The sequence below is a fragment of the Bacillus sp. SORGH_AS_0510 genome (assembly GCF_030818775.1).
GTDB lineage: Bacteria > Bacillota > Bacilli > Bacillales > Cytobacillaceae > Neobacillus.
Map to the genome: position 1 here is coordinate 2,346,115 of NZ_JAUTAU010000001.1, position 20,110 is coordinate 2,366,224.

19 protein-coding genes and 1 riboswitch are annotated in these 20,110 nt (G+C 35.1%); of the genes, 12 read left to right on the plus strand and 7 right to left on the minus strand.

What is annotated here, in order from left to right:
* Positions 1–132 precede the first annotated feature (132 nt).
* Complete coding sequence (locus QE429_RS12065; RefSeq protein ID WP_307287242.1) at positions 133–2,538, minus strand: immune inhibitor A domain-containing protein; 2,406 nt, start codon at positions 2,536–2,538, stop codon at positions 133–135.
* 426 nt (positions 2,539–2,964) lie between these two features.
* On the opposite strand from QE429_RS12065, the gene QE429_RS12070 reads away from it, so the two are divergent.
* Complete coding sequence (locus QE429_RS12070) at positions 2,965–3,891, plus strand: ATP-grasp domain-containing protein (protein WP_307287244.1); 927 nt, start codon at positions 2,965–2,967, stop codon at positions 3,889–3,891.
* Positions 3,892–3,948: 57 nt separating this feature from the next.
* On the opposite strand, the gene QE429_RS12075 is transcribed toward QE429_RS12070, so the two are convergent.
* Positions 3,949–4,482 carry a YceI family protein gene (locus QE429_RS12075; RefSeq protein ID WP_307287246.1) on the minus strand — a complete coding sequence of 178 codons (534 nt, stop codon included), beginning with the start codon at positions 4,480–4,482 and terminating at the stop codon, positions 3,949–3,951.
* 168 nt (positions 4,483–4,650) lie between these two features.
* Between QE429_RS12075 and QE429_RS12080 the strand changes: the two genes are divergently transcribed.
* The 3 genes from QE429_RS12080 (at position 4,651) to QE429_RS12090 (ending at position 8,722) form a co-directional block, all read left to right on the plus strand.
* Complete coding sequence (locus QE429_RS12080; protein WP_307287248.1) at positions 4,651–5,496, plus strand: hypothetical protein; 846 nt, start codon at positions 4,651–4,653, stop codon at positions 5,494–5,496.
* A 201-nt stretch (positions 5,497–5,697) separates the two neighbouring features.
* Positions 5,698–8,022, plus strand: coding sequence for an RNA polymerase recycling motor HelD (gene helD / locus QE429_RS12085; RefSeq protein WP_307287250.1), 2,325 nt, complete (start codon positions 5,698–5,700; stop codon positions 8,020–8,022).
* Between the two features lie 85 nt (positions 8,023–8,107).
* Entirely contained in the window at positions 8,108–8,722 is a 615-nt protein-coding gene (locus tag QE429_RS12090; RefSeq protein WP_307287252.1) for a DUF2238 domain-containing protein, read from the plus strand.
* A 25-nt stretch (positions 8,723–8,747) separates the two neighbouring features.
* Here QE429_RS12090 and QE429_RS12095 read toward each other — a convergent pair whose 3' ends face one another.
* The gene (locus tag QE429_RS12095; RefSeq protein ID WP_307287254.1) at positions 8,748–8,882 is read right to left on the minus strand and encodes a BA3454 family stress response protein; all 135 of its coding nucleotides are present in this window, start codon (positions 8,880–8,882) and stop codon (positions 8,748–8,750) included.
* A gap of 140 nt (positions 8,883–9,022) precedes the next feature.
* Between QE429_RS12095 and QE429_RS12100 the strand changes: the two genes are divergently transcribed.
* Positions 9,023–9,514 (plus strand): GNAT family N-acetyltransferase, encoded by a 492-nt coding sequence (locus tag QE429_RS12100; protein WP_307287256.1) that lies wholly within the window; start codon positions 9,023–9,025, stop codon positions 9,512–9,514.
* On the opposite strand, the gene QE429_RS12105 is transcribed toward QE429_RS12100, so the two are convergent.
* Entirely contained in the window at positions 9,511–9,741 is a 231-nt protein-coding gene (locus QE429_RS12105; protein ID WP_307287258.1) for a hypothetical protein, read from the minus strand. The genes QE429_RS12100 and QE429_RS12105 overlap by 4 nt on opposite strands.
* 223 nt (positions 9,742–9,964) lie before the next feature.
* Between QE429_RS12105 and QE429_RS12110 the strand changes: the two genes are divergently transcribed.
* The 4 genes from QE429_RS12110 (at position 9,965) to asnS (ending at position 14,376) form a co-directional block, all read left to right on the plus strand.
* Complete coding sequence (locus QE429_RS12110) at positions 9,965–10,714, plus strand: SDR family oxidoreductase (protein WP_307287260.1); 750 nt, start codon at positions 9,965–9,967, stop codon at positions 10,712–10,714.
* Entirely contained in the window at positions 10,696–11,724 is a 1,029-nt protein-coding gene (locus QE429_RS12115; protein WP_307287262.1) for an S-adenosylmethionine:tRNA ribosyltransferase-isomerase, read from the plus strand. The genes QE429_RS12110 and QE429_RS12115 overlap by 19 nt, the downstream gene beginning before the upstream one ends.
* 155 nt (positions 11,725–11,879) lie before the next feature.
* The gene (locus QE429_RS12120; RefSeq protein ID WP_307287264.1) at positions 11,880–12,761 is read left to right on the plus strand and encodes an alpha/beta hydrolase; all 882 of its coding nucleotides are present in this window, start codon (positions 11,880–11,882) and stop codon (positions 12,759–12,761) included.
* 223 nt (positions 12,762–12,984) lie between these two features.
* On the plus strand, positions 12,985–14,376 hold the full coding sequence (gene asnS / locus QE429_RS12125; RefSeq protein WP_307287266.1) for an asparagine--tRNA ligase: 1,392 nt from the start codon (positions 12,985–12,987) through the stop codon (positions 14,374–14,376).
* Positions 14,377–14,432: 56 nt separating this feature from the next.
* Here the strand turns inward: asnS and QE429_RS12130 are convergent, their stop codons facing one another.
* Positions 14,433–14,606 carry a hypothetical protein gene (locus QE429_RS12130; protein WP_307287267.1) on the minus strand — a complete coding sequence of 58 codons (174 nt, stop codon included), beginning with the start codon at positions 14,604–14,606 and terminating at the stop codon, positions 14,433–14,435.
* Positions 14,607–14,767: 161 nt separating this feature from the next.
* On the opposite strand from QE429_RS12130, the gene QE429_RS12135 reads away from it, so the two are divergent.
* Complete coding sequence (locus QE429_RS12135; RefSeq protein WP_307287269.1) at positions 14,768–14,986, plus strand: helix-turn-helix domain-containing protein; 219 nt, start codon at positions 14,768–14,770, stop codon at positions 14,984–14,986.
* Between the two features lie 126 nt (positions 14,987–15,112).
* Here QE429_RS12135 and QE429_RS12140 read toward each other — a convergent pair whose 3' ends face one another.
* Positions 15,113–16,594: an amino acid permease gene (locus QE429_RS12140; RefSeq protein ID WP_307287270.1), complete on the minus strand. Its 1,482-nt coding sequence runs from the start codon at positions 16,592–16,594 to the stop codon at positions 15,113–15,115.
* 104 nt (positions 16,595–16,698) lie between these two features.
* A riboswitch (Lysine riboswitch) is annotated at positions 16,699–16,888 on the minus strand.
* Between the two features lie 223 nt (positions 16,889–17,111).
* Here QE429_RS12140 and QE429_RS12145 point away from each other — a divergent pair.
* Entirely contained in the window at positions 17,112–17,927 is an 816-nt protein-coding gene (locus tag QE429_RS12145) for a YitT family protein (RefSeq protein ID WP_307287271.1), read from the plus strand.
* A 41-nt stretch (positions 17,928–17,968) separates the two neighbouring features.
* On the opposite strand, the gene QE429_RS12150 is transcribed toward QE429_RS12145, so the two are convergent.
* On the minus strand, positions 17,969–18,583 hold the full coding sequence (locus QE429_RS12150) for a PH domain-containing protein (RefSeq protein WP_307287272.1): 615 nt from the start codon (positions 18,581–18,583) through the stop codon (positions 17,969–17,971).
* A 252-nt stretch (positions 18,584–18,835) separates the two neighbouring features.
* On the opposite strand from QE429_RS12150, the gene QE429_RS12155 reads away from it, so the two are divergent.
* The gene (locus QE429_RS12155; protein WP_307287273.1) at positions 18,836–20,068 is read left to right on the plus strand and encodes an MFS transporter; all 1,233 of its coding nucleotides are present in this window, start codon (positions 18,836–18,838) and stop codon (positions 20,066–20,068) included.
* Positions 20,069–20,110 lie beyond the last annotated feature (42 nt).

The following is a 20,110-nucleotide window of genomic DNA, read 5'->3' on the forward strand; positions in this document are numbered from 1 at the left end:
TTTTTCGATAATCATCTAATTAGATGCACTTCTAATTAGATGATAATTGAAGTTATCAAAAAATGAAAGCTGTTTTTTGTTAAAATAACAAAAAAATCCCACCTTCAAACGAAAGAAGGTGAGACTGCATGATTATTTAGAGATTACAATTGACCCAACTGATTTGTCTTTTGCTTCTGCATTCACACGAACTTTTAGTCCGTAATGAGGAAGATTTCTTCCAGCATCAGGCATGTATTTATTTACAAAAGAATTACTGTCATCAAATACAGGAACACCTGGTTGGCTTGGAGCTGTTAATGTTTGTACTCCAGGATAATCAAGATTTAATCCGGAAGTAGGATCAAGACCAAAAGCAGCATCTGCGATATGATAACGAGTACTTGCCTCTGCAGGTGGTGCTCCATTATTTAATAACCATTGAAGGTCGTTACCAAGGTGAGCATCAACCACTCCAAGGAAACCGTCACCAGGGTGAACACCAGTCCAGTTATCAGTAAAGCTGTCATCTACATACCAAACTACTAGACCACCATCATAGCTCATTAAAGAATTACCGCGAGCGATATGGGCAAGACCTTCGTCTACACCTTTTTGGTTTCTCCATTCAAGCAGGTAGTAATGATCTGAATAGGTATTTCCGTCAAATTGTTTAAAACCTTTGAGCGTAAATGAAGGAGTTGAAGCCTCAGCTCCATCTTCTAGGACAGTTCCTCCATCAGCTGTAACCTTAACATTATCAACGAATAATCCAGTGTCGCTATAGCCCCAGTCTGTAATATAACGGTATTGCAACTGAATTTTTTTACCAGCATATGCAGATAAGTCGAAAGTTTGATGTTGCCAACCATTTGAGTTACCTGTGAATCCAGGGAGATTTTCTGGGATTGTTGGATATACTCCATTTACTACATCAGATCTTGTATTTTCATTAGAAAGCGATTTCCAGGTCTTCCCTCCATCATCTGAAACTTGTACGAAGGCAAAATCCCAACTTTCTTCAATCTTGTACCAAGCATCAAAGTCAAGCGTAGCTGATGTTTTCCCGGTTAGGTCAACCGCCGTTGTCATTGTGTTATTTATTTCATCCCCATTACCGCCCCAGAAAGAGAATTTTCCATCTTTTGGTGCAAGTACAAATTTTTTCTTTTGTGGCAAGTTAACCCTTACTGCTTGATTGTTTTTTCCAAGTGGTGAATTAGCTTGATCAAGGAAGAATTGCGTTCCTTTCGTAGTAATATCGTCATAGTTAATAACGGCTGGAGCTGTCCACTTTCCACCTAGTGTTGATTGGAAATAAGATTTTGCAAATGGAGAGAATCCAGTTGGTTCAGCACCAGGAATTTTACCTGCCCATGAACCACTAGCCATGATGGACCAATAGCCAATTGCTTCACCAGTTCCCGTGTATTGAGTATCATATTCATCTGGAAGGCCTAAGTCATGTCCATATTCATGAGCGAATACTCCAGTAGCACCGTCTTCAGGCATCATAGTATAGTCATAGAATCCAGGTACCCCTTTTGGTGTACCATCAGTATTTACTCTACCATCCACATCGACAAATGCTGCAGAACGATGCGACCAAATTGCATTATCACCTTGAGCACCACCACCTGCTTCTTGTCCCATTCCTGCATGGATAATTTGTAAGTGATCAACTAAACCATCTGGTTCCCAATAGTTTCCATCACCATCTAAATCATGTGGGTCTTCCAAATCATAATCTTTAAGAGGGATTCCAGCTGAGATTGCGGCTGCATAAACATCTTTTACTAATTGCTTAGAACCACCAGGAGCAACGTTATCATGACCGCCTTTAGGATCATCCGCGCCATAATAAGCGGCTGTACCAGGGACTTTTAACCATCCATATGCTTTACCTTCAACTGTGTAAGTTCCACCGGATTGTTCTTCATAGAATTGTTTTTGGGAAATTTGATCTTCATCGTTAGGTCCTTTATATTGACCTTTTTCCCCAAAAATCATATTTTCATAGTGATCAAGATTATAATCCTTATAATAATTATCTGTTTCCTCAGGCTTTATTTTATTATGCTCTAAATCAGAGAATTCAACTGTTAATGTTAATAGGTTTCCTTTTTTCTGAATTCCTGGTGATGCTCCCTCTTCAACAGGTTTTATCTGTCCATATTTGTTTCCTTGGCCTTTTAAAAATCCTTTGTTATACTCTTTAAATTTATTTCGTTTTTTTGCATCACCTGCTTTTGCTTTTGCAGCAAGTGGATCTGTATTAGTAGACTTATCCTGTTTTCCTTTAACCACTAAGTAATTATGTAAAGCTTTTTGTTTTTCAGCAGTAGAGGAGTTTTTGGAAATCACACCGCGTTTAATTAGTGACTCTAGCAATTTGTCTTCATTTACAACTGCTAAATCTAGTGAACCGTAAGAATGTGAAACTGTGGTTGGATTTTTTAGGACATCACTGGAAGTACTAGCATAATTCCCAGGAAAGCCGGCAAACAATGTTCCAGCTAGGACTGCAGTGGAAAGCCCTGTTTTTAATAGTTTCTTCATATAACTCCCCCTTAAAAATATTAGCTTGCTTTTCAATAATATTTTGAAAATTAGGACAAGACAATAGGATTTTTTCCCCAAATTTCTGTAAATTCAAACAAATTATAGTGAATTTGACTTATTTATCGACGGCATTTCTAATTTTTTTGAAAAAATTTAGCAAATTATCAGGAAGGAAATTTTTAAATTACAATAATAAATTTTTATAACAACAAATTATCTAAGTACTGCAAAGCATTGCTCTGTAAAAGGATTTGAATCAAAACTTTTAGAAAAATTAAAAATAAGAAAATAATAATACATCAAAGATTCCTTCTATTCGCTACTTCACAAATCGACAATAGAATTCTAAAATGATAAATAGGAACAGGAAAAATTAAAAATATAATTAATTGATAATGTTCAGCACGAGGGGAGACTTTCCATTTGAAAAAAGTTTATATTATCCATGAGAATAGTGAATGGACACAGCATTTAACCAATAGGCTTGATGAAATAGGAGTACCATATGAAGAATGGCATTTAGATAAAGGACGTCTTGATCTGTCAAAAGAACCCCCAGAAGGAGTGTTTTACAACCGGATGAGTGCATCATCCCATACAAGGGGCCATCGCTTTGCACCGGAGTTCACTGCTCAAGTCCTTTCATGGCTTGAAGGCCATGGACGTGCCGTATTAAATGGAACACGAGCCCTGCAACTGGAAGTAAGCAAAGTGTTGCAATATTTAGAGCTAAACAAATTTGGTATTAAGACACCACGAACAATAGCTGCGGTAGGAAAGGAACAGATTCTCGAGGCAGCAACAGAATTTATGGATACACCTTTTATTACTAAACATAATCGTGCGGGGAAGGGGCTTGGGGTACAGTTATTTCAAACTTATGATGGTCTAAAGAGTTATGTTGATAGCCCGATGTTTGAAGAGCCAATTGATGGAATTACTTTAATTCAAGAATACATACAGGCACCTGAAAGCTATATCACTCGTTGTGAATTTGTGGGTGGAAAGTTTGTATATGCAGTTAAGGTTGATACTTCTGAAGGCTTCCAATTATGTCCTGCAGACGCATGTCATATAGGTGATTTATTCTGTCCAGTTGGGGAAGAAAAAGTGGAGAAACCAAAATTCGAAATCATTGATAGTTTTTCAGATCCGATCATCCAAAAGTATGAGCAAGTTCTCGCATCTAATCAAATCCAGGTCGCTGGTATTGAATTTATTAGGAATGCAGCCGGTGACATCTATACGTATGACATTAATACAAATACAAACTACAATTCAGATGCAGAAGCAAAGGCCCAGAAATTTGGTATGTTGGAACTAGCGAAATTTCTAAATTCCCAACTATAATTAATCAAATTGAATTATAAAATAAGAGGCAATCCAATGGATTACCTCTTATTTTTATTATTCAGCTTTTGCAGCTTGGATTTGTAAGTTAATTTTCACTTTATCTCCAACTAAAACGCCGCCAGTTTCAAGCGCTGCATTCCATACTAATCCGTAGTCAGAACGATTAATAGAACCTGTTGCGCTGAACCCAACTTTCTCATTGCCCCATGGATCTTTTCCTTGGCCTTCGAATGTAACAACAAAAGTTTCTGGTTTTGTTACGCCTCTAAGAGTTAAATCACCTGTAACATTGTATTCACCTTCGTCAACTTTTTCAATCTTTGTTGCACGGAAGTCCATTGTTGGGTGATTTTCTATATCAAAGAAATCAGCTGATACTAAATGTCCGTCACGATCTTGATTACGCGTGTCAACACTTCCAGTTTCGATAGAGAATTCAATTGTAGCTGTCGTTAAATCTGTTGGGTCTGCTTCAATTGTTGCATTAAAGCTATTAAAGCTTCCTTTTACATTTGCAATCATCATGTGTCGTACAGAAAAATCAACGCTGCTGTGTGCAGTATCAAGTGCCCATTTAGTTTTTGTCATTATAAATCTCTCCCTTTTTGTTTTGAAATTATATATCTTGAAATTGAAATAACTTAATTCAAGATAAATTATAAAATGGAATGGATTTGGTTGTCAATCGTTTTTTTTATAATGTTTTTCAAAATATATCAAATACTATTTATATACCTAATTTATGGGGGAATGAAGTTGACTAGGAAAATAAAAGGAATAAATCTTCCCTTTTTATTACTATGTGTGATCCATTCATGTCTTCTCGGAATCACCTTTTATAAAAATAAAAATAGGAAAAATATCTTCATTTTACTGATGTCTAATATTGGCTTTGCTTATTTGTTTGAATACTTTGTGTTTAATTTGTTAAAAGCCTATAAATATAAACCCAATATTATTAGGAATAATTTCTTCGATAGTGTTTTTGGAGCGGTTTTATCTCAAGCGATTTTTGTCCCTTTTACATCTGTTTTTCTTTCTACATCGAACTCAGGCTGGTTTAAGAAGTCCCTTGCAGGTATGTATTTCGCAATTATTGAGTTAATATTCCTAAGATTAGGTGTATATAAACATAATGGGTGGAAAACAATTTATACACTTATTTTGATTCCGTTATACTTTAAATGGAGTGATATTTGGTATTTCTTACTCGAAAAAAAGAACAAAATGATACGATTTATTTCATTTTTTTTAATGATCATGGTTACAGAGACAAATTTATTTTTATTATTAGCCCTATTTCGTAAGCTACGATTTGGAATAGGAAGATACCATTCATGGAGGGAGCATTTTATTATCTCGCCTTTATATTCAATTTCTATGTCGTTGTTTACCGCATTTACGTTAAAAAAGCATAATACTCTTATGGCGAAAATAAGGGTAATTTTATTTACTATGATTTTAAAGCAGTTTTTTGTGAAGAGTGGCATATTAAAGAATAATCTTCGATTTTTGGTTTTTTTGTTTAAAAGGGTTATCATGGTTTCTATTTATGGACAATACAGGAATTGGGTATACGAAGATTTAGAAGAGGAGACATAAAAGAGCAAAATAAAAAACGCCATATTAGGCGTTTACTTTTTGAATAAAAAATTGTTGTAAATTATATAGGTTAATGTTAAGATGAAAAATGCAACGCAAGTGTAATTTGTTCTTATGTTAAAAATGTCCTACTATAACATTAACACATAATATGTGTATTGTCAAGTAAGATGAACAATATTTTTTCTGGAGCGTGGTTAAATGAGCGATTTACAAAACAAAGACTGGGAATTAGAACAAGAGAGAGTTTGCTCAGTTGTAGAGGAAATCGATCACAAGATAGCAAGGCTGCTATCCAATACCAGTACAGTTAGATCTGATGTTTTAGAAATACGAAAAGCTTTTTGGGAAGATGTAACTGTAAATTTAGATGAACCAGATGATGTGATTGAAACGGCTGCTAGTATTAAACAACAGGCTGAATTGTTGTCGGAACGAGAACGGACTCACAGACAAATGAATCAACACCTCAACACACTAAAAAAACTAAAATATTCTCCTTACTTTGGACGAATTGATGTCTTAGAGGAAGGGGAAAAATTAACCGATCAAATATATTTGGGGATTACTTCATTAATGGATGAGAAAGATGAAAATTTTTTAATTTATGACTGGCGCGCACCGATCTCAAGTATTTATTATGATTATTCACCTGGTCCAGTTCATTATAAAACACCCGAAGGAACGATTAATGGTGAGATGTTTTTAAAACGGCAGTTCATCATAAGAGCGTCGGAAATTAAGGGGATGTTCGATACTGGTGTGACCATTGGTGATGAAATTTTGCAGGAAGTCCTTGGTACCAATGCAAGTACTCAAATGAAAAGTATCGTTGCTACAATTCAACGAGAACAGAATGAAATTATTCGGAACGAGAGAAGTAAAGTCCTCATTGTTCAAGGGGCAGCGGGAAGTGGGAAAACGTCGGCTGCTCTGCAACGTGTTGCCTACCTGCTTTATCGATACCGTGGAACATTAAATGCTGAAAACATTATGCTGTTCTCACCTAACCCGTTATTTAATAGTTATGTAGCAACAGTCTTACCGGAACTTGGCGAAGAAAACATGCAACAATCGACCTTCCAGGAATATTTAACTCAAAGGTTAGGTAAGGAATTTGAAATAGAGGACCCTTTTGAGCAAATGGAATATTTACTTAGGCGGACTGAAGATAAGGAATATAATACCAGAGTTATGAGTATTCGGTATAAGGCAAGTCTAAAATTCAAGGAAATTATTGATCAATACGCAATAGAGCTATCAAAAAAGGGTTTGAAATTTAAGGATTTAACATTTAGAGGTGATGTGATAATTTCCGAGAAAGAAATTCATCAATATTTTTATACTTTACCAGATAGTTATTCCATCCCTAACCGAGTGCAGCTTGTAAAGGATTGGTTAGTAAAAGAATTAAAACGAGCAGTGAAGCGTGAACGTTCTAGAAGCTGGGTTGAGGATGAAATACAATATCTTGATAAAGAAGATTATATGGTGGCTTTTAATCGTCTGCAGGAAAAGGACCGTTTTTCAGATAACACATTTGATGACTTTGAACGCGAACAAAGATTTTTAGCTGAAATGGTCGTGAAAGAAAAATTTAAGCCTTTATTTTATAAGGTGAAAAGCTTTAAATTTATAGATATGCCCGGGATTTACATGCAATTATTGGAACAATCGGATGTGTCAGCTGAAATGGAGTCCCGTTATTGGAGCGAAATTTGTAGTCTTACAATTAATCGAATGAAACAAATGGAAATTCTATATGAGGATACAACACCTTATGTATATCTTCAAGATTTAATACAGGGAAGGAAGTCAAATTCAGCGATTCGCCATATTTTTATTGATGAAGCGCAGGATTATTCTCCATTTCAGTTTGCATTTATTCAAAGGCTTTTCCCTTATAGTAAAATGACTCTTTTGGGTGACTTTAATCAGGCAATTTTCTCAGGGGCGACTGGTTCAGAGACGGTTTTAACAAACCTAGATATGAAGGACGAGGATATTGAGAAGTTTAATTTAACCAAAACGTACCGTTCAACAAGAGAAATTGTTCATTTTACGAGCAGTTTGCTTGAGAATGGTGAAAATATCATACCATTTAACCGTAAAGGAAAGAAACCGGTTATTGAACAGGTTAATCCTAGAAGTATCAACCAATTGGTTCTTGATAAAATTAAAGAAATGAAGGGTGAAGGGCATAGAACCATTGCAGTCATTTGTCGGACAGCAAAAGAAAGTAAAGATGTTTTTGACTCACTGAAGCAAGATATCACACTTCACCTAATTGAAAAAGGGACAGTTTCATATGAGCGTGGGATCCTTGTGATTCCTTCGTATTTAGCAAAAGGTATTGAATTTGATGCAGTAATTGTTTATGACTGTTCCTCGTACATTAGCGAATCTGAAAGGAAACTGTTTTATACAGTTTGTACTCGAGCTATGCATGAGCTTCATATTTTTGCGGCAGGAAAGGTTAGTCCTCTTGTAGAAGTAGTGTCAAAGGATTCTTATGAGTTAAAATAAAAAAGGAAGCTGTAGGATTCTTTTATATTGCCTACAGCTTTTTATATTTACTAAATGTGAAATTGAATAGAAGGAGGGTTCTTTAATGTTAAAGGAGCATCGATCTTTGATTATATTCTTGCTACTTTTTTCAATAGTCCTTGTCTGGTCAACAATCCATCCATTCGATCGTTTTACCTGGTGGCTAGAGGTCATGCCAGCATTAATAGGTGTTTTCATATTGCTTTTCACATATCGGCTCTTTACCTTCACAACACTTGTCTACTTTTTGGTTCTTATTCACTCGTCAATTTTATTTATTGGAGGGCATTATACGTATGCTGAAATGCCGTTGTTCAATTGGCTAAAAGAAATTTGGGGATTGGATAGAAATTACTATGATCGACTTGGTCACTTTGCCCAAGGTTTTATTCCAGCTATAATTATACGCGAACTTCTAATACGGACATCTCCTTTAAGAAATTCAAAATGGCTGCCTGTGATAGTTGTTTCTATGTGTTTAGCGATAAGTGCTGTTTATGAATTAGTAGAATTTTTTGTTGCGATATTAACAGGTGAGGCTGCTGAAGCTTTTCTTGGGACGCAAGGAGATGTATGGGATACGCAATGGGATATGTTATTAGCTTTGATTGGATCTGTTACTTCTTATGTAACACTAAGAAAAATTCATTTAGGACAGATTATGGGAATGAAAAAGTAGGAGACGGCCCTCGCGTGGCAGTCTCCTATTTTTTCCATTGTTTTTGTACTTGTTCATAGGCAAGTCTGAGTATTTCTTCATGAGAGGTTTCAGAGTTTGTAATGACATTAGTTAAATAACTTTTCCCTTCGAACGTAATTGTTACTTCAATTTGTACCATCAATTATCACCTTTCTTTAATTGGTAAATTTGTGTTTAAATTGGTTTAAAAAACAGTATATGTTTGCTGTGAAAGCAATATGTCATAAATTTAATTTGATATAATAATTGCAATAATATTGTTTTATAGGGAGAGAAATCATGTCAATCTATTTTGAAGAAATAACAAAAGAAACACTGTATATTGTTCTAGAGATGGTTAATTCGAATCCAGAATATAATTTGATTGAAAATGGTAAAGAGGCAAGGACAATGGCAGACATAGAAGAGGAATTTTTAAATCCTCACACAATAAGTGCATTTATTAAGCTTGATGATACTTATATTGGAGTAATCGATTATCTAATGGAAAATCCAAAAGATCGTTTACCCTGGCTGGGGCTGTTAATGATTCATGGTGATTATCAGGGTTATGGCTTTGGTTTGCAGGCTTATGAACGATATGAAAATGAGATGCTAGAACGAGGTGTAGACCAAATTCGATTGGGCGTTTTACGTGAGAATAAAAAAGCAATTCTCTTTTGGGAATCATTAGGATTTATACATTATAATACAGTTATTAGAGAAAATGGTAGTGGTATTTTATGTTATCAAAAGCAATTGGGTAAAAAAAACTTCCTAACGGAAGCTTAGACTTCAATAACCATAAATTTTTCAGCAAAAAACTGAACTTCGTTTTTATCTATTTTGTTCTTCTTAAGTAAGGATTCTGCGATGACTAGATGAGCTTTCATTGAGTTGTTTCTTTTTAAATCACGAATAGATAACTCGCCATTCAATAATTGAATGGCTTTTTCTTTGATGTCTTGATTCTTAGATGACTTGTATAGAAGATAGGCGATACAAGTAATCTTGTCCACATTGTAACCTCCAATCAAGAATCGATTATTATAATACATTCGACCTAGTACTAAAAGAATCCTGCAAAAATTTTATTGATAATTACAAAAATTTAGACATTTTATATCGAGTGTTATTTCAGACCAAAGTTGTAGGAAGAATCAAGCTTCTTTACGAGGAGAAAATAACGAAGAATCCTTAAGATATAAATATAAACAAAATTAATCTTAAGGAGTTTTCAATATGGACCAGAGACTAGTAGTTATGATTACAGGGGCATCAAAGGGCCTTGGAAGTGAGTTAACGTTCGCATTTGCGCAAAAAGGCGCAAAATTAGCGATTTGTGCAAGAAGTGAGGAGGTTTTACAAGAAGTTAAAAAAAGGGCAGAAAAACTAGGTGCTTCTCAAGTGCTGGCAGTAAAAGCAGATGTAGCGAATTCCAGAGATGTAGAAAGATTCGTAGCAATGACAGAAGAATTATTTGGAAAAGTAGACGTATTGATTAATAATGCTTCCATTCTTGGCCCAAGTCCGATGCCGCTATTGTTGGATTATCCTGAGGAAGATTTTATGGAAGTATTAAAGGTAAATGCATTTAGCCCGTTTTTAATCACTAAGAGGATTCTTCCTGGTATGATTTTACAAGATAAAGGTTCGATTATTAATGTAACTTCTGAGGCAGGTTTTACGGGTTATGCTGGATGGGGAGCATATGGAATTTCAAAATTTGCGCTTGAAGGTCTAACGGAAACATGGGCCGATGAGCTAAATGAGACGAATGTCAGAGTGAATATGGTTGACCCGGGAGAAATGGATACGGAAATGCATCGGTTAGCTGTACCTGATTGCGACTATATGCTGGCAGCACCGAAAGAAGTGGTGGATGTATTTTTGTATCTCGCCTCTGATTCTTCCAAACATGTTACTGGACAGCGATTTAAAGCACAGGAATATCCAGGAAGGGAGGATAAAGAATGTTCCAAACAACATTAAGATTTGAAATCCCTTCTTTATTAAATGCAGAAATGCCGCCTGAAAGGAGAGGCATTAGAAGAGACCATGTAAAATTAATGGTTCTTGACCGACAAACTGGAAATATTACTCATGATTTATTTTTCCAACTTGCTTCCTATTTATCCAAAGGAGATGTGCTCGTATTAAATAGTAGTAAAACTGTTCCTGCCATATTAAAATCAGATGTATACCGAGCGGACAACAATATACAAAAAGAAATCGAAATCCGTTTAGCTAGAAGAATAAATGAATATTCATGGGAGGCGTTAGCAGATTTTCCAGAATTGAAGGAAGGAGACTTATTGAAGTTCTCTTCAACCCTTCATGGAATTGTATCTGAGATCTCTACAAAAGGTCCCTTTATAAAGATTCTATTTTCAAAACAGGGTGCAAGTTTATTTGATGAAATATACGCACTTGGAGAACCTGTTCGCTATGAATATATAAATAAACCGTGGGGGTTAGAATACTACCAAACTGTATTTGCCACTCAACCCGGTTCAGTTGAAATGCCTTCAGCAGGCAGAGCGTTCAGTTGGGAATTATTATTTAATTTGAAAAAAAAGGGAGTCCAGCTTGTATTTATTCAGCTTCATACTGGACTAAGCTATTTATTAGATGATAAATGGGATCACTCCCCGACAGAAAACTATGAGCAATATCGCATATCTACAGAGGGGTGGGAAACGATATTACACGCGAAGGTAGAAGGGAGAAGGGTAATTGCTGTAGGAACTACGGTGGTTCGTGCTATGGAAACGGTCGCAAGGAATGGTGTCCTTTCAGGGTGGACCAATCTATATATTAAGCCAACCTCCAAATTAAAGATTGCTAATGGGATTATTACGGGAATGCATGAACCAGAAGCGAGTCATTTAGATATGCTTTCTGCTTTTATTGAAAAAGATCTTTTATCCAATGCATATATCGAGGCACTTGATAAAGGGTATCTATGGCATGAGTTTGGAGATATGAATCTCATAATATGAATGATGGTACCATATGGTAAAATTTTCAGAACCTTGACAGACTGGTCAAGGTTTTTATTTCTTTCATAATAATGATAAAATTAATAAATTGCGATTCTATTTAACAGAAAATTCAAATAAGTTAGTTTTAAAGATTCTTCTTGGGGGCGGTGCTAATGTTTCATTTTAAAGAAGAAAATCTAACAGGGTTTGAGGCCAGGAAATCTATAGTAAAAGAAGGATATTCTATAAATGAAATTATTTATGAAAGCCCTTACAAAGGGATCGTATCAGCTTATCTTTATGTTCCAAATCATAATCATGAACTTCCAGCAGTAATTTTTATCCATCCTGGACAGGCCAATAGAAAAAATTTTTTTAAAGAAGCTGAAATGTTAACAAAAAAAGGCTTTGTTTCACTTGTTATTGAAACACAGTTAATGAATGTAAATCATCAAGATGTTGAACAGGAAAATAAAAGATTTATTGAAACAATAGAGCCGTTGGTGGATATCCAAAATTATATAAAGATGATAATGGATATTAGAAGAGGAATAACTCTTCTTAGTAAACAAGGGTTTGTAGATGCCAATCGAATTGCTTATGTCGGTCATGGAGTTTCAGCTACATGGGGAGGAGTTCTAGCAGGGATCGAAACTCGAATAAAGACATTTATTTTCATATCCGGGGCTTCGAAATTATCTGAATGGCATATGAAAAGTGAACATCCACTAGCATTATCAATTCGGAGTTTTATAACCCCAGAACGATTTGAGCACTTTATTTCAAACTTACGTAAATTAGATGCTATTCATTATGTGAAAAATGCAGCGCCAGCCTCTATATATTTTCAATTTGCAAATGATGATGAGTATGTTGATCATAGTCTATCTATGGGTTTTTATTCCGCTTCAAGCTTGCCCAAAAAAATGAACTGGTACCAAACAGATCATGAGTTTACTGATTGTGATGATGCACTTTTAGACCGGCATGATTGGATATTTGAACAGATTGGAGTATCCCGGGATAGTTTGATTACAGAATCAACAAAAAACTAAAATTTATTCGTTATCATACGGGAATTTTGTTGATAATTGCTTCATTGAATGGTATTTTATATAATATTGAAGGGATAAAAGAAAAACGAGGATAGTACTGTGAATTTTACCTTTCGTCCCAATAGGGATGGGAGGTTTTTTATTTCGTCACTCAGGTTGGAGGGATAATACAAAATCCAAAACTGATTGGCGACCCTATACATATGATTTAGGAGGAACCTCTATGAAACAGGCCTTAATCAAGGATTTGTACAGAAATACTGAAAGTTACGTGGATCAAAAGGTACAATTATCAGGATGGGTTCGTACCGTTCGCGATTCCAAAACCTTTGGGTTCATTGAATTAAATGATGGTAGTTTTTTTAAGGGAGTTCAAATTGTTTTTGATGAGCAGCTAAGTAATTTTAAAGATATTACAAAGCTTCCTATTAGTTCATCCATAAGAATTGAAGGAGATTTTATTTATACTCCTCAAGCAAAGCAGCCCTTTGAAATTAAAGCAACAGATATAATTATTGAAGGATCTTCAAATGTAGACTATCCTCTACAAAAGAAAAGACACACATTTGAGTATCTAAGAACAATCGCACATTTAAGACCACGAACAAATACCTTTGCTGCTGTTTTTCGTGTGAGATCATTAGCAGCATATGCTATTCATAAATTCTTCCAGGATAAAGGATATGTATATGTTCACTCACCAATTATCACAGGAAGCGATACAGAGGGTGCCGGAGAAATGTTCCGTGTAACCACGCTTGATATGGAAAATCCTCCGAAAAATGAAGAAGGAGAAACTGATTCAACCAAGGACTTCTTTGGTAAAGAGTCTAACCTAACTGTTAGCGGGCAGCTTTCTGCAGAAGCATTTGCGTTAGCATTTCGCAATGTATATACATTTGGACCAACATTTAGAGCAGAAAATTCGAACACAGCTCGACATGCTGCCGAGTTTTGGATGATAGAACCAGAAGTTGCTTTTGCTGAGCTTCCGGATATTATGGATCTTGCTGAAGAAATGGTTAAGTATGTAATTGGCTATGTTATAGAACAAGCTCCTGAAGAAATGAACTTTTTTAACAGCTTCGTTGAAAAAGGTTTATTAGATCGCTTGAACAATGCCTTTACAGCAGATTTTGGAAGAGTGACTTATACAGAAGCAATCAATCTGTTGAAAGAATCTGGTGAAGATTTCGCATATCCAGTTGAATGGGGAGCGGATTTACAAACAGAGCATGAACGTTATTTATGTGAAAAAGTATTCCAAAAACCTGTTTTTGTAACTGATTATCCAAAAGAGATTAAAGCATTCTATATGAGATTAAATGAAGACAATAAAACAGTTGCAGCAACAGATTTATTAGTACCAGGCATTGGTGAATTAATTGGAGGCAGCCAGCGTGAAGAACGAGAAGATATCTTAGCTGGAAAAATTAATGAGCTTGGAATGAATGAAGAAGATTACTGGTGGTACCTAGAGCTAAGAAAATACGGTGGTACAAAACATTCAGGATATGGATTAGGATTTGAACGTTTAATTATGTACCTAACAGGTATGACAAATATTAGAGATGTAATCCCATTCCCTAGAACACCAGGAAATGCAGAATTTTAACAAAAAAAGACCAATTCATTATTAATGAATTGGTCTTTTTTTGCATTTAAAGAGTTTTAAAAAACTTGTAATTCTTCTTCAAAATAGAATGTACCAGGGTGCTCTTTCACAGTATAAGAATATCTCTTCATATTTTTTACATATTGCCATTTTAAAATGGTTACCATTTCACCAGTTTCTTTAATGTTGACCGTTTGACCGGTTGAATAGCGATTATTTGAATTTTTCATTTTTACACCCCTTTTATCTTACATCTTAAGTATAACACAAATAAATTTATTATATTTGTCCTTAATTAAGACTATTATCTTTAGGTGGAAAATACCAAGAATTCCTTTTCCTTTCAATTTATATACAGCTATGGTATGATGATTAAAAGTGAGGTGTCATTTTGACAAATTATAGAGCAAAAAAAAGTAACCTCAAGGCATTATTATCTAAAAACGGTATGGATTTGGATGGTTTGGAAAGGAATACTAAGATTCCTAGAAGTCAACTCGATGACTATATGTCTAAGAAAGTAATGAGCTTGAATTCTGCAATGACTATTTCAAAAGAATTAAATTGCAAGATTGAAGATTTGTATGTATGGACTGCTGAAGAAGCTTAATTTAAAAGTAAAAAAACAGACTCCAAAGCGAGTCTGTTTTTTTGTGTTTGGCTGTGTTAAATTGTGATATTATACCCTATTGATTGGAGCGGAAATCAATAGGCAAGTCTAACAGAGCCTTGAGTTTTAATTTGTTAAATCACACTTATCTAATGGAATCACTTTGGTTTTCTTTGTAAATTTATATCCCAACCATAAGATTAAAAAAAGAGGCAAACCGATATAAGATACCAAAACACCATTCCAATCAACGTGGTTACCGAGAAAAGCTGAGTAGTTTTGTCCTAAAACAACGAAACCACAGACAGCAAAGGCGAAAATAGGGCCAAATGGGAAGAACTTTGATTTATATGGTAATAAACTTAGATCCTTACCTTGTGCAATGAAAGCCTTCCTGAATCGATAGTGACAAACTGCAATTCCAAGCCATGCTATGAAACCTGACATACCTGATGCATTTAGCAACCAGACATAAACCGTACCATCTCCAAAGAAAGAAGCAAGAAATGCCAGAGTACCAATTAAAGTTGTTGCAAATAATGCGTTGACTGGCACACCATTTTTATTGAGTTTAGCTAAGAACCTAGGTGCCTTTCCTTCGCGTGCTAAGTCCCAAAGCATGCGGGTAGAAGCGTACATACCTGAATTACCTGCAGACAATACAGCTGTTAAAATGACAGCATTCATGATAGAAGCAGCAAATGCAATTCCTGCTTTTTGAAAAACAAGTGTAAATGGGCTAACTGTAACATCGCCGTTTGCTAAGTTCTCATTTGTATAAGGAATGAGAAGACCGATTACTAAAATCGCTAATACATAAAATAAAAGAATCCTCCAAAACACTTGTTTTACAGCCCGCGGAATAGATTTTGTTGGATTATCAGTCTCTCCTGCAGCAACTCCGAGTAGTTCAGTTCCTTGAAAGGAGAATCCTGCTGCCATAAAGATTCCTAGCATTGCCATGAAACCGCCGTGGAATGGAGCATCTCCAACTGTGAAATTTTTGAAGCCAATCGCTTCATTACCCATAATGCCGAAAATCATTAGTGTTCCAGTTATGATAAAGATTATAACTGTCACTACCTTAACTAATGAAAACCAATATTCTGCTTCCCCAAATCCTTTTACAGAAAGGTAGTTTAATAGGAACATAATAACTAAGAAAATTCCACTCCATATGAAGGATGGAGTATGTGGGAACCAAAATTTCATAATCATCGTAACAGCTGCTAATTCTGCTGCTATTGTAATTGCCCAGTTATACCAGTAATTCCACCCTAACGCAAAACCTAGGGAAGGGTCGACAAATTTTGTTGCATAGGTACTAAAGCTTCCCGCTACAGGCATATAGGCTCCCATTTCTGCTAACCCTTGCATTAAAAAGTAGACCATTAAACCAATAACAACATAAGAGAGAATAGCTCCACCAGGTCCTGCAGAATGGATTGCTCCTCCACTTGCAAGGAATAAACCTGTACCAATTGTACCTCCAAGTGAAATCATAGTAAGGTGACGAGATTTTAGGCTTCTTCTTAACTCGGATGGTTCTTTTTTAGGTGATTGATCACCGTTAAAATCATTTTGTTTTAATACTCGTGCTGTTTGCATTGTCTTTACTCCTTTTTGTATTCATTTTTCGAGAAGGAGTTTTGGAATAAAAAATGCCATCGAAGTAGAATCGATGGCATTATCAATACCCCGCATCATACCTTCCGAAAGATAGCTCAACACGAATGGCTGGTAGGGCCAAGCGTGACAGTTCTGTTCCTGTTTGGAGACAGCCCCAGCATGCTTTGTCAGAGATAAAAGCACACTTCGGCAGTTTTTCCTTTCAAGTGGAGTCAATGATGTCTCTGCATCTCATCCGCTTTACTAATAAAAACCGCGACCTCTACCTCATCGGTTTGATGAGGATTTAGCATATGAATTTAATATATTTATAAAGTATAAATTATATTGGATATTTGTCAATAAATTTTTCTTGAATAGCATTCCAGGATTCCAATACACCTTGGAATTAACAGATAATTAATTCTTTTGGAAAAAAACTATTAAATTTACATTAAAAATGATAATCGGTATTATTTTTAAATATAAATGATGGCGTTTTCGGAGGTATTATAAGATGCGGATTTTTGGAATTATTATTGGATCACTAATAATTGTATTGGCATTTAACCTTTTTTTGATACCTCACGAAGTATTAAGTAGTGGACTGAGTGGAATTTCCATGATTATAGGTATGATTTCACCACTTAATACAGGGGTGGCAAATTTTCTATTGAACTTTCCGTTACTGTTAATAGGGTATAAAATGTTGGGTAAGAAATTTATTATGAACTCAATTTTTTCAGTACTCATAATATCAGTTGGACTTTATTTAGTACCTGTTATCGCTATAGCGAACGATACCATTTTAAGCTCTATTTTTGGTGGTGCTTTAACTGGTCTTGGTGTTGGAATTGTCTTTCGAAGCTCAGGGTCAACCGGAGGCTTTGATATAATTGGGATGATTGTTTCAAGAAAAAAGGATTTTCCAATAGGTACCTTGCTATCTGGCATGAACGCAGTTGTTATAGTGATTAGCGGATTTTTATTTAATTGGGATGCCGCTTTGAATACTTTAGTGTCTATCTTTGTAACAGGTAAAGTAGTGGATGCTATTTATACAGACCATGCTAAACTAACAATAATGATCATTACCGATAAAGGTGACGAGATGAGAGCGCACCTTCTAACCAACCTTTATAGAGGATTAACAATTATGGACGGAGTTGGGGGATACTCCAACAACAAACGAAATGTTTTAATAACGGTCATTTCACGGTATGAATTAAATGAGGTAAAGAATCTCATTGTTGAAGTAGACCCTGCTGCATTTGTAAATATAACTGAAACAATTGAAGTCATGGGACTCTTCCATCGTCCTAGTCCTTCATAAAAAAATGGGCCTGCAATAATAAAATATGCAGGCCCATTTTTTCAATTGTTAATGTATTTTTCAAAAACAAATCCATAATCCTTTACACAATACTGTTTCTTACTGTCTTCTAGCCATTGAAATGCTGCTTGATTTAACATCTTAAACTGGACAACTAGATTACTGTCAGGACTTGTTATCCTTCCAAGAGTAGTAGAGGCAACATCAAGACTTTGTTTGGCAAATTGAAGGCTTACCTCATTTTCATGAGAGATTTCGGAAATTTTAATTAAAGCTTTATACAAATCTTTTACTTCCTCAATATGCTTTTTATGAACGTCAATGGAAAATGGTTGTGAGCCAATTTTGAATTTAATCTCCACATCAAGGTCTACGGTTCCCGCAGTTTCGAGTTTAACGTCTGAAACTCTATTAGTTGCATAACTATAACGATGTAACATTCGTTTCTTGCTTGTAGCACTTGTACCATCTAAGTGGATTAAAGCATTATTTGTAAAACAATATTCATCTGATTTCGATTTAATTAAAAAATATATCTTCTCATTGTCTTCATGCATTACATAATCATCTGCATCAACTTTGTCATAATTTTCTGGTTTAATGACAGAACCTACATCACTTAATCCTAAAATATCAGATGCTACTTTTCCAAACATTTTACCAACCTCACTTTTCTAAAATCTTGACATACATATGTACGAACAAAGCCACATAAAGTTTCAGTGTATTTACTGTAATTAGGAAAGACAAAATACTTTATGACTTTAATGGCTATTGTATGTTAAAAAATGTAATTAATATGATGGGAAGTTTGATATAATTAAATGATACTTTGTAAATGGAGGCAGTCCAATGTAAGCACCTCAACTTTTTTATAATAAAATTTAATAAAAAGTGAGGTTGCGATTATGTCTAAATTTGTTGGAAAAGAGGTTTTTTTCCGATTTCTTTGGTATGGGCAAATTTTGGCTAACCTAGGGGATATTTTGTATATAGTTAGTTTGATAAAGTTAATTTATGACAAAACCGGATCTGCTACCTATATGTCTCTGGTCCCGTTTTTTAGTACAATATCTGCTTTGATAAGCGGGTTATTGGCACCATTGATAATAAATAAATTCAAGCTTAAATCGATATTAACTTATTCTCAAACCGGGAAAACAGTTTTTTTATTTTTATTGTGCATTAGTATCCCTATTCTCGAAGAACAATTGCTGTTTTTAGTCTATCTTATGATTTCCCTTATATCTTTTTTAGATGGGTGGGCGTCTCCTGCAAGAAATGCATTGATTCCAAGTTTAGTGGAGGAAAGTAAGTTAGTTAAAACAAATAGCTTGCTTTCAATATCTGATCAAATAATCCAACTTATTACTTGGCCAATGGGGAGTATCTTATTAGTGTCATTTGGACCGGTAACTATTCTTTGGCAAACTTTTTTCTTATTCCTAATTTCAACCATGTTTATGCGAATGATCAGAGATTATAGTAACCAATTAATTCATGAAAAGAAATCTCAAATAAATGTGTTAAAAGAAGGTTGGGCAATAATTTGGCATTCCAAACAGCTTAGGATTATTAGTTTAATGAACATTCTTGAAACATTTGCAAACGGGGTATGGATTGCTGCCATCTTGTTTGTATACGTTTCAGAGGCATTAAACAAAGGAGAGAACTGGTGGGGGTATATTAATGGTTCTTTTTTTACAGGGATGTTAGTTGGAGGACTTTTCATTTACCATTACTCCTACTTGGTGGAACGATTTTTAAGCAAAATCATATTGTGGTCGGCCTTTACTTTAACCGGGATAACCTTTTTGTTCGGAACAACATCAATTCCTTGGTTTGCTTTATTCGTTTCCTTTTTGTTTGGTTTTCCTCAGATGGCTCGTGATATTGCTGAAACAACTATTATTCAAAAAAATGCGCAGGAGAAGCTCTTAGCAAAAGTTTATTCTGCTAGAGGGACCTTATTATTTGGTACGTTTGGTCTTTCGTCACTAGTAATGGGATGGTTGACTGAAAAGTTTGGAGTAAGAGCGGTTTTTTTTGTAGCTACAATCCTTTTTCTTACATCATTCATCATAGCATTGTTAAATAAATCTGCTCTGCTAGGCGCCGAAATTAAAAAGAATAGGACTTAATTTTATTAAAAAAACGGAAATCACTTGCTGGTTTCCGTTTTT